This is a genomic window from Mycolicibacterium doricum (genome assembly GCF_010728155.1).
Taxonomy (GTDB): Bacteria; Actinomycetota; Actinomycetes; order Mycobacteriales; family Mycobacteriaceae; genus Mycobacterium; species Mycobacterium doricum.
Map to the genome: position 1 here is coordinate 2,001,765 of NZ_AP022605.1, position 13,842 is coordinate 2,015,606.

General features: G+C 68.2%; 21 protein-coding genes. 5 read left to right on the forward strand and 16 right to left on the reverse strand.

Annotation, left to right across the window (positions count from 1 at the left end):
- The first annotated feature begins 27 nt into the window (after positions 1-27).
- Positions 28-774 carry a peroxide stress protein YaaA gene (gene yaaA / locus G6N07_RS09845; RefSeq protein ID WP_085187239.1) on the forward strand — a complete coding sequence of 249 codons (747 nt, stop codon included), beginning with the start codon at positions 28-30 and terminating at the stop codon, positions 772-774.
- 11 nt (positions 775-785) lie between these two features.
- Here the strand turns inward: yaaA and G6N07_RS09850 are convergent, their stop codons facing one another.
- Both G6N07_RS09850 and G6N07_RS09855 read right to left on the reverse strand, forming a co-directional pair.
- Entirely contained in the window at positions 786-1,613 is an 828-nt protein-coding gene (locus G6N07_RS09850) for an alpha/beta fold hydrolase (protein WP_235849494.1), read from the reverse strand.
- Positions 1,614-1,696: 83 nt separating this feature from the next.
- Positions 1,697-2,896, reverse strand: coding sequence for an enhanced intracellular survival protein Eis (locus G6N07_RS09855; RefSeq protein WP_085187233.1), 1,200 nt, complete (start codon positions 2,894-2,896; stop codon positions 1,697-1,699).
- A gap of 11 nt (positions 2,897-2,907) precedes the next feature.
- Between G6N07_RS09855 and G6N07_RS09860 the strand changes: the two genes are divergently transcribed.
- Positions 2,908-3,063 (forward strand): hypothetical protein, encoded by a 156-nt coding sequence (locus G6N07_RS09860; protein WP_163784009.1) that lies wholly within the window; start codon positions 2,908-2,910, stop codon positions 3,061-3,063.
- Between the two features lie 4 nt (positions 3,064-3,067).
- On the opposite strand, the gene G6N07_RS09865 is transcribed toward G6N07_RS09860, so the two are convergent.
- On the reverse strand, positions 3,068-3,580 hold the full coding sequence (locus G6N07_RS09865) for a hypothetical protein (protein WP_085187230.1): 513 nt from the start codon (positions 3,578-3,580) through the stop codon (positions 3,068-3,070).
- Positions 3,581-3,763: 183 nt separating this feature from the next.
- Here G6N07_RS09865 and G6N07_RS09870 point away from each other — a divergent pair, with 183 nt between their 5' ends.
- Positions 3,764-4,657 carry a fructose bisphosphate aldolase gene (locus tag G6N07_RS09870; protein ID WP_085187228.1) on the forward strand — a complete coding sequence of 298 codons (894 nt, stop codon included), beginning with the start codon at positions 3,764-3,766 and terminating at the stop codon, positions 4,655-4,657.
- 73 nt (positions 4,658-4,730) lie between these two features.
- Here G6N07_RS09870 and G6N07_RS09875 read toward each other — a convergent pair whose 3' ends face one another.
- The 11 genes from G6N07_RS09875 to G6N07_RS09920 all read right to left on the reverse strand — a co-directional run bounded on the left by G6N07_RS09875 (position 4,731) and on the right by G6N07_RS09920 (position 11,096).
- A complete protein-coding gene (locus G6N07_RS09875) occupies positions 4,731-5,996 on the reverse strand; it encodes a competence/damage-inducible protein A (protein WP_085187225.1) in 1,266 nt (421 codons plus the stop codon).
- A 118-nt stretch (positions 5,997-6,114) separates the two neighbouring features.
- A complete protein-coding gene (locus G6N07_RS09880; RefSeq protein WP_085187222.1) occupies positions 6,115-6,339 on the reverse strand; it encodes a hypothetical protein in 225 nt (74 codons plus the stop codon).
- Between the two features lie 131 nt (positions 6,340-6,470).
- On the reverse strand, positions 6,471-6,707 hold the full coding sequence (locus G6N07_RS09885) for a hypothetical protein (protein ID WP_085187219.1): 237 nt from the start codon (positions 6,705-6,707) through the stop codon (positions 6,471-6,473).
- A 34-nt stretch (positions 6,708-6,741) separates the two neighbouring features.
- The gene (locus tag G6N07_RS09890; RefSeq protein WP_085187216.1) at positions 6,742-7,479 is read right to left on the reverse strand and encodes a glucose 1-dehydrogenase; all 738 of its coding nucleotides are present in this window, start codon (positions 7,477-7,479) and stop codon (positions 6,742-6,744) included.
- A gap of 131 nt (positions 7,480-7,610) precedes the next feature.
- Positions 7,611-8,087, reverse strand: coding sequence for an ATP-binding protein (locus G6N07_RS09895; protein WP_085187213.1), 477 nt, complete (start codon positions 8,085-8,087; stop codon positions 7,611-7,613).
- A 32-nt stretch (positions 8,088-8,119) separates the two neighbouring features.
- On the reverse strand, positions 8,120-8,512 hold the full coding sequence (locus G6N07_RS09900; RefSeq protein WP_235849493.1) for an STAS domain-containing protein: 393 nt from the start codon (positions 8,510-8,512) through the stop codon (positions 8,120-8,122).
- A 173-nt stretch (positions 8,513-8,685) separates the two neighbouring features.
- The gene (locus G6N07_RS09905) at positions 8,686-9,084 is read right to left on the reverse strand and encodes a PP2C family protein-serine/threonine phosphatase (protein WP_085187210.1); all 399 of its coding nucleotides are present in this window, start codon (positions 9,082-9,084) and stop codon (positions 8,686-8,688) included.
- 3 nt (positions 9,085-9,087) lie between these two features.
- Positions 9,088-9,213: a hypothetical protein gene (locus G6N07_RS20720; protein ID WP_263858038.1), complete on the reverse strand. Its 126-nt coding sequence runs from the start codon at positions 9,211-9,213 to the stop codon at positions 9,088-9,090.
- Between the two features lie 228 nt (positions 9,214-9,441).
- The gene (locus G6N07_RS09910; protein ID WP_163784168.1) at positions 9,442-9,579 is read right to left on the reverse strand and encodes a hypothetical protein; all 138 of its coding nucleotides are present in this window, start codon (positions 9,577-9,579) and stop codon (positions 9,442-9,444) included.
- Positions 9,580-9,918: 339 nt separating this feature from the next.
- Positions 9,919-10,257 carry an aminopeptidase gene (locus G6N07_RS09915; RefSeq protein WP_085187206.1) on the reverse strand — a complete coding sequence of 113 codons (339 nt, stop codon included), beginning with the start codon at positions 10,255-10,257 and terminating at the stop codon, positions 9,919-9,921.
- Between the two features lie 101 nt (positions 10,258-10,358).
- Positions 10,359-11,096: an HAD family hydrolase gene (locus G6N07_RS09920; protein ID WP_085187203.1), complete on the reverse strand. Its 738-nt coding sequence runs from the start codon at positions 11,094-11,096 to the stop codon at positions 10,359-10,361.
- 543 nt (positions 11,097-11,639) lie between these two features.
- Between G6N07_RS09920 and G6N07_RS20315 the strand changes: the two genes are divergently transcribed.
- The gene (locus tag G6N07_RS20315) at positions 11,640-11,816 is read left to right on the forward strand and encodes a hypothetical protein (protein ID WP_235849492.1); all 177 of its coding nucleotides are present in this window, start codon (positions 11,640-11,642) and stop codon (positions 11,814-11,816) included.
- On the opposite strand, the gene fdxA is transcribed toward G6N07_RS20315, so the two are convergent.
- The gene (gene fdxA / locus G6N07_RS09930) at positions 11,813-12,157 is read right to left on the reverse strand and encodes a ferredoxin (protein WP_085187200.1); all 345 of its coding nucleotides are present in this window, start codon (positions 12,155-12,157) and stop codon (positions 11,813-11,815) included. The genes G6N07_RS20315 and fdxA overlap by 4 nt on opposite strands.
- A 69-nt stretch (positions 12,158-12,226) precedes the next feature.
- On the reverse strand, positions 12,227-12,706 hold the full coding sequence (locus G6N07_RS09935; RefSeq protein ID WP_085187197.1) for a hypothetical protein: 480 nt from the start codon (positions 12,704-12,706) through the stop codon (positions 12,227-12,229).
- Positions 12,707-13,348: 642 nt separating this feature from the next.
- Between G6N07_RS09935 and G6N07_RS09940 the strand changes: the two genes are divergently transcribed.
- Positions 13,349-13,768 (forward strand): lipoprotein LpqH, encoded by a 420-nt coding sequence (locus G6N07_RS09940; protein ID WP_085187194.1) that lies wholly within the window; start codon positions 13,349-13,351, stop codon positions 13,766-13,768.
- Positions 13,769-13,842 lie beyond the last annotated feature (74 nt).

Here is a 13,842-nt window from a genome sequence, read left to right on the forward strand (position 1 = left end):
AGCTCTCACGGCGATAACGTCGTCGCCGTGCTCCTGCTGCTTCCGCCATCGGAGACCAAACGCGACGGGGGCGATGGACCGCCGCTGCGATTCGGTCAGCTGTCCTTCCCCGACCTCGAACCCGTGCGCACGGCGCTCCTCGACGACCTCGTCGAACTGTCGGCCGACCGGGAAGCGAGCCGCAAGGCGCTCGGCCTCTCGCCGAAACAGGACGCCGAGATCGAACGCAACGCCGCCCTGCGCAGCGCTCCGACGCTGCCCGCCATCGACCGGTACACCGGCGTGCTCTACGACGCGCTGGATGTCGGCTCGCTACGTGGCGCGGCCGCCGCACGGGCTCGGCAGCGGCTGATGGTCGGGTCGGCGCTGTTCGGGCTGCTGCGGGCCGGTGACCCGGTGCCCGCCTACCGGCTCTCGGCAGCCGCGAAGCTGCCCGGTAGCGTGCCGCTGACCGCACGCTGGCGCCCGGCGCTCGAACCGTTGCTGGCCGACCTCGCCGCACGGGAACTCGTCGTCGATCTGCGCTCCGGCTCCTACGCGGCGCTCGGCCGGGTGTCCGCCGCGGTGCGGGTCGACGTGCTGGCCGAGCACCCCGACGGTCGGCGAACCGCCGTCAGCCACTTCAACAAGGCGCACAAGGGCAGACTGGCCCGCGCGCTGGCCACCACCCGCGCCGAGCCGTCCGACACCGCGTCGGTCGCCACGGTGGCGCGCCGCGCCGGGATGCGCGTCGAACGCGACGGTGACGACCTCGTGGTCGTCGTCCCCGCCTGATCAGCCGGGCGTTATTGCAGGACTGATTCGACCGCTTCGGCGGTGACCGGGTCGACGATGCACGTGAAGTGGTTGCTGCCCGGGGTCTCGACGACGCGGACCCGCGGGTTGGTGGCGCGCAGCGCGGCCACGGCGTCGTCGCCGATCAGCACGGCGCCGTTGAGGGGCCGCATCGCGCGGACCGCCACGGTCGACATGGTCATGGCCTGCCAGTGGTCGCCCCAGTCGGTGGGCCAGCGCTGGCGGAGGTCTTCTTCGGCAGCCGCCCGCGATGTCGTCGGGCGCCAGCTCCCGTCGGGTTGTTCGGCCAGTTCGTAGGTGTGGTGCTCGTCCCAGAAGGCCGTCCACGGATCCACCATGCCCGCGGCGCGCACACTGTCGAGGTAGTCGCGCGGGTCCGGTACGGCCGCGTCGAGCCGGGCGAATCCCTCACGGACGGGCGCCAGCGCGGCTGGCTGCGCCGGCCCGATGTGGTCGATCAGTGAGAGGCTGCGCACCCGGGCGCCGTCGTCGCGGGCGACGCGCATCGCGATCAGCGCGCCCAGCGACCAGCCGGCGAGGTCCACCGCGCCGGCGCCGAGCGCGTCGGCCACCGCGGACACGTCGCGGGCGTGGCTGTCGAGACCGTAGCTGCCGGGCGGGGTGACGGCACTGCGCCCGCGACCGCGCAGGTCGAACGCGACGACGCGGCGGTCCGTACCGGCCAGCCGTTCGGCCAGGTAGGAGAACGCCGTCAGATTGGCCGAGATGCCGTGTACGCACAACAGGATCGGCGCATCGTCGGCGCCCCAGGACCGGGTCCGCACTCGGCCCGAGGGCAGGTCGAGGTCGAAGTCCACCGGCCGGACTCTACGCGAACCCCCGGGCATCAGATGTTGAGGATGAGGCAGAACAGGGCTTCACCACCATGTGAGTGCGAAACTCAGAACGGAAAGCCCAACGCCGCGGGCACGTCGGTGGCGAAAGCTCTGTCGATCCGTGTGATGAGGTCCGGATTTTTGCCGCGCAACCGGTTCCCGGCGGCGAACGCCGTGGCCCGATGGCCGCCGAGGTACAGCGCCCCGAGGACGTCGATGTCGAACGTGACGTCTGGTGCGGCGTCCGTCGGCGCGCAGACCGCGCGACCGTCGCGGATGTCGAGCGCGAACCGCCCGCCCTCGCGCCGGAACCCGTCCTCGACCTCGATGACAACTGACAGGTCACGGTCGTAGGTCCGGGCCTGCAGCGCGGCCGAGATGTCCATCAACCGCAACCAGAGGTCATCGGCGACGGCAGTGGTGCGCACTTGGCGGGGATCGGCAAGGAGATAGGGCAACGGGTCGGCCGGGTGTGTGGCGATCTCGATGCGTTCCATCAGATCCAGTCCGCACAGCGCCCGCCACATTGCGATGTGCGCTTCGGCGGTCGCGGCCGTCAACTCCACGACGCGGACATGTCTGGGCCCTGAACCGTGTACCCGGTAGAGTACGTACCCGTCGGGGTGCAGGAACGCGAACAGGGCGCTCCCACCGGCGCGGTCTTCGTCGCGATCGGCCAGTAGCTCGTCCCACAACGCGCGTGGGCGGACGAGTCCTCCCGGGGTCTGGACCCGCCAGCGGTCGTAGACGGCGGCGAAATCGTCGATGTGTTCACCCGGCGTCACGACCCGGACGCCACCGGGATCCGTTGCGGCGGTGAGGAATTGCACAGTCCGCCGGTCGACGGACCACTCGTTGACCGTCGTCGCCGGCCCGTACCCGAACCGTCCGTAGATTCCGCCCTCACTGGCCGTCAGCGCGGCGATCGGATGTCGGGCGGTGGCGATCCGGTCGTGCAGTTCGGTGAACATCCACCGCAGCACCCCGCGGCGGCGATGCGTCGGCGCCACCGAGACCCACGTGATGCCGGCTACAGGCAGGACGGCACCGCCCGGGACCGTCAACTGCAGGTCGAGGTATAAGGCCTGGCCGACCACCTCCGCGCCGTCGGCCACGACCAGTGCCGCGCCGTCGGCGATCAGCGATCGCCAGGCCGTGATGGCCGACTCGTGTACGACGTGGCCGAAATTGGTGGCGTCCAGCCGCGCCATCAGCGGCCAGTCGTTCTCGGTGACCGGTCGCAGATGCAGTCCAGAAGCGCTCACAGCGTGCGAGGGTGCCACACGAGCGACGGGAAGCGCACGCCATTTATCCCATCCGCTCGCTCGGTCGAACCGACGTCGCCGACATGGTGGAGCGCAATTGCGCCCAAGCCCGCCGGATGGCCGAACACCTCGCCGCGATCCCCGGCGCCGGCTGGACGGCGACGTGAGTGGCTAGATGGCGGCGATGAAGTCGGTGGTGTAGAACTCAGCGGGCAATTGCGAGTGCGGGTGGGAACTTTCGATGGCCAGCCATGAGCCGGTCGCGCCGGACATGATCGGGCTCGACAGCGTGACCGCGCCTGTACCCACCGCGTCGGTGTTCAGCGCCGCGACCGCGGTGCCGGGCGCACCGGCGTGGCACCCCGCTGAGGATTCCCTCGGCATCTGGATCAGCCTGACCTCGTAATGCGAATTGGGCTTCGCCACCGCCAATTGCACGTCCGCGCTGACCTGCGAACCGACGGTACGCATGGTCGCGGTGGGCCTCCCGCTGCCCGCTGCGCCGTTGTACTGACGCACGCTGAAATCGCACCGGCGCAGCCTACTGCTGAACGGCATGAACGTACCACCGGACTGCGCGGCCGCGACCGGCGCCGATACGACGCCGAAGCTGGCCGGCGCGAAAGGCGCCGTGATCAGCGCCATCGCCGCAGCCACCGAGACGAAGGGTGACAAAGCGGACATGAGTATCCCTTTCGGCCGAAGGTGAGCAAGCGCCGGCAGGTGTAGACCGGCGTCCATCGAGCCAAGCACGGTACCTGGCGGAACGGGCACGTAAACGACGAATATCCTCACAGGGTACCGAGCTCGGCGGGCCGACCTCGAATCCGTCAGCGACAACCGTCTTCGAAGGAGTGGACTGCACCGATGGCGAACCAACAGCAAACGGACAAGCTAGCGGCGGGGAAGGGCTTCATCGCCGCGCTCGACCAGAGTGGTGGCTCGACGCCTAAAGCCTTGGCACTCTACGGCATCGACGAGAACGAGTACTCGTCCGAAACCGAGATGTTCGATCTGATCCACAAGATGCGCTCACGGATCATCACCTCCCCGGTCTTCACCGGTGACCGCGTGCTGGGTGCGATCCTGTTCGAGCAGACCATGGACCGCCAGATCGACGGCAAGCCGTCGGCGGGGTACCTGTGGGAGGACAAGGGCGTGGTCCCATTCCTCAAGATCGACAAGGGCCTCGCCGAGGTGTCCGATGACGTACAGCCGATGAAGCCGATCCCGGAACTCGACGACTTGCTCAAGCGTGGTGTCGACAACGGGATTTTCGGCACCAAGGAACGCTCGGTGATCGGCGGCGCCAACGCCAAGGGCATCGCCGCGGTGGTGGCCCAGCAGTTCGAGGTGGCTCAGCAGGTGCTCTCCCACGGCCTGGTCCCTATCATCGAGCCCGAGATCACGATCTCGATCGACGACAAGGCGGCCGCCGAGGAGATCCTGCTCGACGAGATCGCCAAGAACCTCGACGCCATCGGCAGCGGGCAGCAGGTGATGCTCAAACTCACGCTGCCGTCGACGGCGAACCACTACCGGTCGCTGGTCCACCACGACAAGGTGCTGCGTGTGGTCGCACTGTCGGGCGGCTACTCGCGCGACGAGGCCAACAAGAAGCTAGCGGAGAACTCCGGTGTCATTGCCAGCTTCAGCCGGGCGCTCACGGAGGGACTGTCGGCGGAGCAGTCGGACGAGGAGTTCAACGCCGCGCTCGACGACGCCATCCAGGCCATCTACGAGGCGTCGATCGCCGGCTGACCGTTCCCGCGGGGCGTACGGCGATCCGTACGCGCTCGCCTGCGACCACATCAGGCCGACCGCAGCTGAGGGTTCAGCCGTCCTGCAGCGCGCGTCGCACCAGATGCATGGCGACCGTGGTCGAACGCTCCCGCACGTCGGTGCGGTCGCCGGGCAGCCGAACCGTCCGGGTGATGCCGTGGCCGTCGGGGCGGCGCACGCAGAAGCAGACCGTGCCCACGGGTTTGAGCTCGGTACCGCCGCCTGGCCCCGCGATCCCGGTGATCGCGACGGCGAGGTCGGCGCCGAAGCGATGCAGTGCACCGTCGGCCATGGCTTCGGCCACCGGCTCGGACACCGCACCGTGGGCGGTGATCAGGCCCGTGGGCACGCCGAGCAGATCGACCTTGGCGGAGTCGGCGTAGCACACCATCCCGCCCGCCACGTACGCCGACGATCCGGCACGATCGGTGAGCCGTGCGGAAAGCATTCCCCCGGTGCACGATTCGGCGGTGGCGATGGTTCGTCCGGCGAGCAGCGCAGCGACCTGATCGTCGACAAGGGAACCATCCTCGGAGAAGATCGCCGAGCCGTGCCGCTCTCGCAGCAACACGACCAGGTCCCGGTACACCGGTGCGGCGTCGGGTTCGTAGCGGGTGACGATCTCGAGCTCACCGCGCCGTAGGCAGGTGGTGATCTCCAGGCGGTCGAGTCCGGTGACGTCGCGTTCGGCGTCGCGCAGCGTCTCGGCGAGTCGCGATTCGGGTAGCCCGAACATGCGAATCGTGTCCTGCCGGTATTCGGTGCGTCCCGCGATGGCCCGCTGCAGTGCGTCGGTCTGGACCGCGGTGCGCCACATCGGTTGCAGCTCGCGTGGCGGGCCGGGCAGGACGAGCACCGTGGGCGAGCCCGGCACGACCACGCCTGGCGCGGTGCCGACCGGTTGAAGCACGGTCGCGCCTTCGGGAATCATGGCCTGCTTTCGGTTGGCTGCCCGCACCTCGTCGACGTCGGCGTCGGTGCGGTGTCCGATCAGCCGGCGCAGGATGTCGGCGATCCGTTCCTCGAGTGCCGTGTCCAGGACCAAGTCCAAACCACAGAACCGGGCGACCGTGGCGACGGTCAGGTCGTCGGCGGTGGGCCCGAGCCCTCCGCTGGTGACGATGAGGTCGACGCCCTCGGCGGCGAGGAAGCGCAGCTGCGCTTCGATGTCCGCGGGGCGGTCACCGCAGATCGTGATGTGGGCGAGTTCGACGCCGAGTTCCAGTAGCCGGTCGGCGATCCACGGGCCGTTGCGGTCCTGGACGCGACCGGTCAGCACCTCCGTCCCCGTCACGACGATGCCTGCGCGTGCGTTCACGGCGTCAAACCTACGCGGGCCTTGATCTGAACCCGGTTGAGACCGGCGACATGGTCTTCACCACCGAACAGGGCACCGCGTCATCGCCTGCGCGGGGCGTTGGACGGTGTGCCGTCGGTCAGCGCTTCAACCAGCTGTTGACGGTCGGTAGCTCGCGCGTGTAGGTCATCATCATGTCGTCCTGCATCAGGGTCGCGCCGCTGATGGCGTCGCTGCCCCGCCAGATCACTCGGACCCGGGTGTCGCCCCGCAGATAAAGGTCGATACGGCCGAGATCGTTGCGCCGCCATCCGGCCTCTTCGGCGAGCTGCTGCAGCCCGCGGCGCTCATCGACTGCGGTCATGGCTCGCTCCTTGTCCGCGGGTAGGCGTACGCGTTGACGCGACGAGCCTACGGGACCGGTCAGGAGGCGAAGGCGACCAGCACGTCCTCCCAGTGTGCGAGCTGTGACGGGTCGACGGGACGGATCGGGTGTCACCCCGTGCAGGGTCCGGCGGTCATCGCCGACGAGCAGGGTCCCGGCTCGGTGAGGGTGGTCGCGAGCATCAGGTGGCCATCGGTGTTGTAGACCGAGCTCTCCCCACCGGATGCGCGTTGCATGTCTGGGCCGTCGCGCCCAGTGCGCGGTTCACTTCCGCCGCAGAGACGGGTCCCTGCCACCGTCAGCGAACGCCCGACCTCCTCGAGCAGCGCACCGGCTTGGTGGTCCACACGGCGGTGATTGCCCCTTCGGTGCGCCCGAGACTCAGATTTTGTGCGGGACGTCGTTGACCAGACCGCCGTCCATGACGAACTCGGCGCCGGTGGCGTATCGCGAGTCGTCGCTCGCCAGGAACACCACGAAGGTGGCCACCTCCTCTGACTGCCCCGGCCTGCCGAGCGGGATGGTCAGCATGTTGTCGGGGAAGTGCTTCGTCATGGGCGTGCGGATGAAACCGGGATGGATCGAGTTGACCCGGATCTGGTGTGGACCCAGTTCGAGCGCCGCCGATTTGGTCAGGCCACGCACCGCCCACTTCGACGCCACATACGGGTGCACCATTACGGCCCCCCGCATGCCCTCGATGGAGGAGACGTTGATGATCGATCCGCCGCCGGCAGTCTTCATCGGCTCCACGCTGGCCTGCATGCCGAGGAAGGTCCCGGTGAGGTTGACGTCGATGACCTTCTGCCACTTGGCCATGTCGAACTTCCCGATCTGGCCGAGCGCGACGATACCCGCGTTGTTCACCAGGACGTTGAGGAGACCGAAATCCTCGACGGCCGTCGCCACGGCGTCGTCCCACTGGTCGGCCTGTGTGACGTCGAGCGTGACGTAGCGCGCGGCGCCACCGAGTTCGTCGGCGAGTGCCTTGCCCTCTTTGTCGAGGATGTCGCCGATCACCACCTTGGCACCTTCGGCCACCAGGGCGCGTGCGTGTTCGGCGCCCATACCCCGGGCCCCACCGCTGATCAGTGCAACTTTTCCGTCAACCCGTCCCATGACGGGCCAGGCTACCCCAGGCTGTCACCAACTAGAACTCGTTCCAATTTGACGTCGGTGCGGAAGAGTCCTCGAACTCACCGCCGTGCGGTCTGTTCGCCACCCACGGCTGAGATGGCACCACAGCGGTGTCATTCCGCCGCAGCGGTGCGCGACGGCGCGGGGCCGGCGGTGATACCGGTCCACTGGAGAAGGACGCGGGTGCCGTTCTCGGAGCGGTCGATCGACGTCGAATCGGCGAGCGCTTCCATCAGCGGTATGCCGCGGCCGCGGGCCTTGTTGTGCGGGACGGTGGCACGGTCACGCCAGCTCCCCTGATCGACGATGATGACAGTGAGGACACCGGCCTGCGCGTCGAACCGGGCTTCGACATCCATGGTGCCGGGCCGGTCGGCGTCGACGTAGGCGAATTCGGCGGCGTTGGCCAGCGCTTCGTTGGTGGCGAGGATGAGATCACTCGAGCGAACCGAGTCCAGCCGGAAATGTGTGTCCAACCATTGACCGAACTCCTCCCGTACCCGCGAGGCGGCCTCCCCGTCGGCGGCAAGGCCGATGCGCGTGAAGCGCTCGGCGTTGGAAAGGTTTGCTGTGGAGACGGAATCGATCATGGCCGACGATGTGATACCCGTTAACCCCGCAACTACGCACTCAGTGCGGTGAGCGCCTCGTCGACCGATGCGTAGAGCGGAATGATGTCCGCGATCCCGAGAAGTTTCAAGGGACGGCTGGTAGCGGGACCTTCCGCGACGACGCAAAAATTGACGCCGGCAGGGATCTCGTCGTGGATGGCGACCAAAATGCCCATGCCCGCCGATGCGAGGAATTCCACGGCGGAGAAGTCCACGACCAGTCCGGCCGGCTCCTTCGCCAGACCCGCTCGGATGGCCTGCTCCAGCTGCGGTGCCGTGAGCATGTCGACGACACCGGCCACCGAGACCACGACGGTGCGATCAACCCAGCGCTCGCTGATCTGGCAGTCCGTCGAGTCCGCGGCGGAGGCCGACCCTGCTGCGGCTTCGCGCTGTTCCTCCAATGGTCCACCTCCCGCGTGCCCGCTCTTCGAGCAGAGCGCGCCACGCAATTCATGCTCACCAGGCTGCGGGCTGAACCTGGCAAGACATCCAGCGACACCGGGACGATCCAATGTCGGGCGTGCTCCCGATCGGAGAGCGCAACCGGAATCAGATTAAACCAGGTGTGTATGGCTCAGTGGTCAGCGGTCAGGGCGAGCAGCGCGATGTCGTCGTCCTGGCGCAACGTGGAAACCAGTCCGGCCAGGTCGTCGATCAGCTCCGACGCACGCTTGTCGACCCTGAGTGTCAGGTATCGACGCAATGCTGCTTCGCCGAAGCAGGAGCCGCCCGTCGGCCGGGCCTCGACGATGCCGTCGGTGTAGAGCAACAGACTCTCACCCGGACGTAGCGTCACCGCGCACTCGCCGAAGGTCGCGTCGGGAACGGCGCCGACGAACATGCCGCGGTGCGGCCGAATCGGACGGACGCTGCCGGCGGACGGATCGAGCAGCAGCGCGGGCAGGTGCCCACCGGTGGCGAACCGGATGTCGTGTCCGCCGCCGGGGCGTGCGGCGACCGTACCGAACAGCACGGTTCAGAATCTGCATTCATTCGGGTCGCCGACCAGCACCCCATTGAGTTCTTCCAGGCAGTCGGTGGGATTCTCGCAGTCGGTGGGATTCTCGTAGTGCAGTGCGGCCGTGCGCAGGGTGTAGCGCACCAGCCCAACGGGCGCCGTCGAGCGCGAACACGTCGTAGAAATCGCCGCCGACCCGGGCCGCCGCGGCGGGGTGATAGTGCGCGGCGATCGACAGGCCGGGCACATCCGGTAGGGACGGCGGAAGCAGGGAGCGTTGCAGGGCCCCGGCAGAGTCGGCCGCGGAAGGTTGGGAGCCGTAGGCCCAACTGGTCCATGGCCAGGGCGGCCAGGTCGGTGAGGGCGACCAGTTCACGTTCCGTGCGGGCCGCTGACGAAAAAGTTGTTCTCACTGCGCGGGTTTCGCGCGGTGCCGGGGATGACGAGGTGTGGCCGGTCACCGAGGATAGTCGTCGACGAGAACCCGGCGCGCCGGTCGACCTCGTTCATGTCCTCCAAGGTTCATGTCCTCCAAGCCATACACCGCCTTGAACCGGATGCGGTCGCGGTCGATGATGGACACCGTCGCCATCGGGGCGGAGAACGTGCGTGCGGCCACCCCGACGATCCGGTCGAACCCGTCGTCGTCGTCCGGCCTGGGCGGAAAGCTGTCCCTGCCAACCGCACGAAGCCGCTCGGCCTCGGTCTCGTCGAAACCCTGGGCCGACGACTGGGTAAGGGTGACGGTTATTCCCGCCGCTGGTGGGCGTCCTCCGCTGTTCTGGAGACGCGAACGAGCACAGCGTACCGCGGGAGCCACCGCACGTCAGCGGTCCTTGCGTGACGGTCTCAGGTGGCCCGGGATCGCCGGCCACCGAGGACCGCTGCGCCCACCGCGATGAGTGCGCCGACGACCGCAACCGGGATGGCCCACGCCCGCCTGCTGGCCACCGCCGAGTCGCAGAGGGCGACGTAGTCGGTGTGCGGAACGATCTCGTTCAGCACCGGGACGTTCGCGACGCCTTGGTTGTTGGCCGCTTCCGCGGCGGAGGAATCCGACACCAGGGCGTTGCCGCATCCCACGCTCTCGCCGTCGTCGCCGGACACCGACACCGGAACGAGCAATCCGGCGATCCCGACCACAAGAATGATCGCGCCCACCACCATGGCCAACCGTCGCGCCGTCACAACACTCCCCTCGTCTGGGTCCGTCTGGACCAGGCCGAGGTCTACCCCTGCAGCGATTGCTCCAAACCGTGACCGAAACCCTGAGCCGGGACGTATCCAGGTCAGGCTCGGCGCCGGATTCTGGCGATCTGCAGAATCGGCCAGTCGCGGGCGGCCGCCGTCGCCGCCAACCGGGAGCGGGGATTGACCGGTCGAGGGTGTCCCACAAGCTCCATCAGTGCGACGTCCTCGTCGCCGTCGGCGTAGAACCAACTGGTGGTCAGGGGGATGTCGTTGGCCCCGCAGAACTGTTCGACCGCCACGGCCTTCTGCGGTCCCCAGATCACCGGGCGCACGATGTCGCCGGTCAACCGGCCCGCGCCGTCGACCGAAAATTGGTTGCACAGGACGTGCTCGATGCCGAGGAAACGGGCCACCGGTTCGGCGTGGATGGTCAGCGCCGACGAGCTCAGCACCACGGTGTGGCCCCGGCGCTGGTGCGCCTCGACGATCTGGCGCATGTGGGGAAAGATGCGCGCGGCGACCCGTTCGACGAACAATCGCTCGCCGAGCTCGTCGAGTTCGGCCAGCGACTCCCCACGCAGGTATCCGGCGGCGCGCCGGACCAGTCGCTCGAACTGCATGCGGCCGAGCCGGTATCGCACCGACGCCTCAAGGACGCCGAGCACCTCGCCCAGACTCGCCTGGCGGCGCCTGATCCGGTCGCCGGCGTGCGCGGTTGCGGTGAACCCGTCGACCAGGGTGCCGTCGAGGTCGAAAAAGGCGCCGACACGCGGACCACCCGGGCCCGCGGCGATCTCGTCGACCGACTCGGCGAGCATGCGGGACAGGGGCACCATCCCATCATCGCCTCCGTTGCGGCCTCTCCGGGTGCGGGGCGCACAGCGGAGACCGTGTGGTGCGCGTCGTTAGCCGCCGAACAGCAGGTCCCCGTCCCGCGACAGGGCGTCATTCTTACTGAAACAAAACACGTTTCAATCGCCGACCGCCGAGGACAACCAGGAGAACCCCGCAGCTGCTGGTAGACCGCTGTGCGGATAGACAGAGGCGACGGCGGCGCGGTCTGAGCGGACCGCCGGCACGGCCGCGCCTCCCCCCATGGCGCCGCCGTGCGGGTTAGCCTGCCGCCATGACGGTTTCCCCGCGGCCCCGTCGGACCGTCCTCCACCGTATGCTGATCGGGTCCGTCACTGCGGCCGGTGCCCTCGCGATCGCACCGCTAGCTGGCGCGCAACCTTCCGAGCCCGCTACCGACCACAACGGATACGTCGGAACCGCCGCGTACTGGTTCTGCGGCGGCAGTCGCGTTCGGCCGCACGGCCGAGGCGCTGGTCGCCATCTGCAAGGCCCCTGACGGTCAGCTGCAGTACCGCGGGGTGCGGTTGAGCGATGAATCGGCGCTGATGCTGACCGCCACGGCCGACGAATCAGGCGGCTTCACGGCGGAGAACGGCGGTGTCGTCTACGACGTCTCATCGGCCGAACTCGTTGTCACCGACGGAGACACCACGCTGCACCGCCAGTCGATGCTGCAGTACTACGCGCCCGCAGCCTACTAGCTTTCGCGACCGGCGAGCCCGGTGACCAGCGGTGTGTCGACCCCGATCCGGCCGACCACCCCTGCCCCTCCCGGCGCGCCCAGCGGCGCGTCGCGGCCCGGCAGCACCTCGGTGAAGAAGGCGGCGTTGTCGGCGAGGTGGCGCTGTTGGTCCTCGGGCAGATCGGTCTCGTAGAAGATCGCGTCCATCTTGCAGATCACCCGGCATGCACCGCAGTCCACGCACTCCTCCGGGTTGATGTACATCGCCCGGTCCCCTTCGTAGATGCAATCAGCGGGGCATTCGGGCACGCAGGACTTGTCGACGACATCCACACAGGCACTACCGATCACGTACGTCATAGGTCTCACGTTAGGAACATCTCTCCCGCACCGCTGGGGCCGAAGGTCCCTAGATCTTGCGGCGTACGGTCACTCCAGCACCGGTGCCGACGCGGAAGCGACCGGCGCAGGCCCTGGTGCAGGCGGCGGCGGCGCGGACGGTGGTTGCGGTCCGGCGGCCATCCCCGGCGGCGGAGTCGCCGCGGGGTCGAGCGGACGCTGCGTCAGCAGGAAGATTGCATCGCTTCCGCTGACCTCCTGGGTCTGCACCGCATGCCACAGGTCACGCAAGTAGGACAGACCGCGGCTACCCGTGGGCGCCGCCGGCATGGTCGTCGTTCCGGGCGGCGGGTTGTCCGGGCTGTACAGATGAGGGACCCCCGCTTCGGCGGGTGCGGCCGGCGGCGCAACCTGGCCCGCTACCGCGACCGGCGCCGGCTCGAGCAGCGGGCCGGGCACCGGCGCGGGCACCGGCTCCGCACCTGCAGTAGGCGCCGTCAGGAACATCCCGAGACCGATGCCCATCCCAAGTGCCGCATAGGCGGCGGTGCGCCGAATATCGATCGCCACTGCGGTCTCCCTCCACGTCCATGAGCCGGCTATAGGGATAGTTCTCCGTCCCCGCCCGCTTTGTTACAGAAGTGGCCAACGTTTCTGCGCGTCGATCCGTAACGAACAGCCCATCGGCGCCCGGGGGTTCGACGACGGCGCGCTCGGCGAACAGATCGAACGCGGCCAGTCCGTCACGCTCAATCAGGACGCCACATCGCACCACCTCCGCAAGTCCTGTCCCGGGCGGTGCCGCGTGCGGTCGAGCGGCTGCACGCCGAACCCGGCGCCCGCGCACAGAGCATCGCCCGCACGGCGTTGGAGCAGGGATTGGTTCGCAGTGCCGGGAGGCGCCCGCACGTTGGAGATGCCAGGACGAAACGAAACCAACGGAGATCCTCTGCTCGGCAGGTCTTGAATCGCCGTGTCTCCCTGTCGTGGCGGACCACTCCACCGTCGCGCAGGCACGTAAGCACAACAAATACCTCCGAAGTGATGGCGCCGGCGCCGCGCGCAGGCGACACTGAGACCCGTGACCGTCACATTCACCGCCGGGACATTCGGTGACGTGTGCGCACCTGGCTGCAGCGCCGCAGGGTCAGCCAACTCGATCTCGCGGTCAGCGAAGTCGGGACACCTAGTCGACGAGAACAGAGGTGGCCCGTGAACAACCGAATCGTCATGGTGCTGAGTGCGGCTTCTGCCGTCGCACTCTGTGCATGCGGCGGATCGGAGCCCGCACTGGGCACCCGCACCGCGCAGGTCTCCCTCAACGGGACGGCGACCGCCAGGATCCCGGTGGAGTGCAGTCAGACCGGTTGGACATGGTTCATCTCCGACTTTGGCGAACAGACGCGCGGTTTCTCCGCCTCCGTCTCCACCGGCGAGAACATCACGGCGCACTCCGTCGAGATCCGGGACCTCGAGGGGTTCACGGGCGCCTACTGGGAGGGCACGGTCGGTGACGGAAAGGCCACCATCGACAACTCCAGGATCACGATCGCCGGCACCGCCAAGGGGTCGTTCGCCGCCAACCCCAGCACGGCCGCCGAAGCGAACTACGAGATCACCACGACGTGCTAACGGGTCAGGGCACTTGGTCTTCTGACCGATGCGCCTGCCGTCCTCGGTGGCATGACACTCCAAAACCTCAACGC

Excerpts from the sequence above, each read along its gene's own strand:
- G6N07_RS09865 (WP_085187230.1), bottom strand. The coding sequence starts at position 3,580 with ATGTCCGCTTTGTCACCCTTCGTCTCGGTGGCTGCGGCGATGGCGCTG.
- G6N07_RS09870 (WP_085187228.1), top strand. The coding sequence starts at position 3,764 with ATGGCGAACCAACAGCAAACGGACAAGCTAGCGGCGGGGAAGGGCTTC.
- G6N07_RS09880 (WP_085187222.1), bottom strand. The coding sequence starts at position 6,339 with ATGACCGCAGTCGATGAGCGCCGCGGGCTGCAGCAGCTCGCCGAAGAG.
- G6N07_RS09890 (WP_085187216.1), bottom strand. The coding sequence starts at position 7,479 with ATGGGACGGGTTGACGGAAAAGTTGCACTGATCAGCGGTGGGGCCCGG.
- G6N07_RS09895 (WP_085187213.1), bottom strand. The coding sequence starts at position 8,087 with ATGATCGATTCCGTCTCCACAGCAAACCTTTCCAACGCCGAGCGCTTC.
- G6N07_RS09910 (WP_163784168.1), bottom strand. The coding sequence starts at position 9,579 with ATGAACGAGGTCGACCGGCGCGCCGGGTTCTCGTCGACGACTATCCTC.
- G6N07_RS09920 (WP_085187203.1), bottom strand. The coding sequence starts at position 11,096 with ATGGTGCCCCTGTCCCGCATGCTCGCCGAGTCGGTCGACGAGATCGCC.
- fdxA (WP_085187200.1), bottom strand. The coding sequence starts at position 12,157 with ATGACGTACGTGATCGGTAGTGCCTGTGTGGATGTCGTCGACAAGTCC.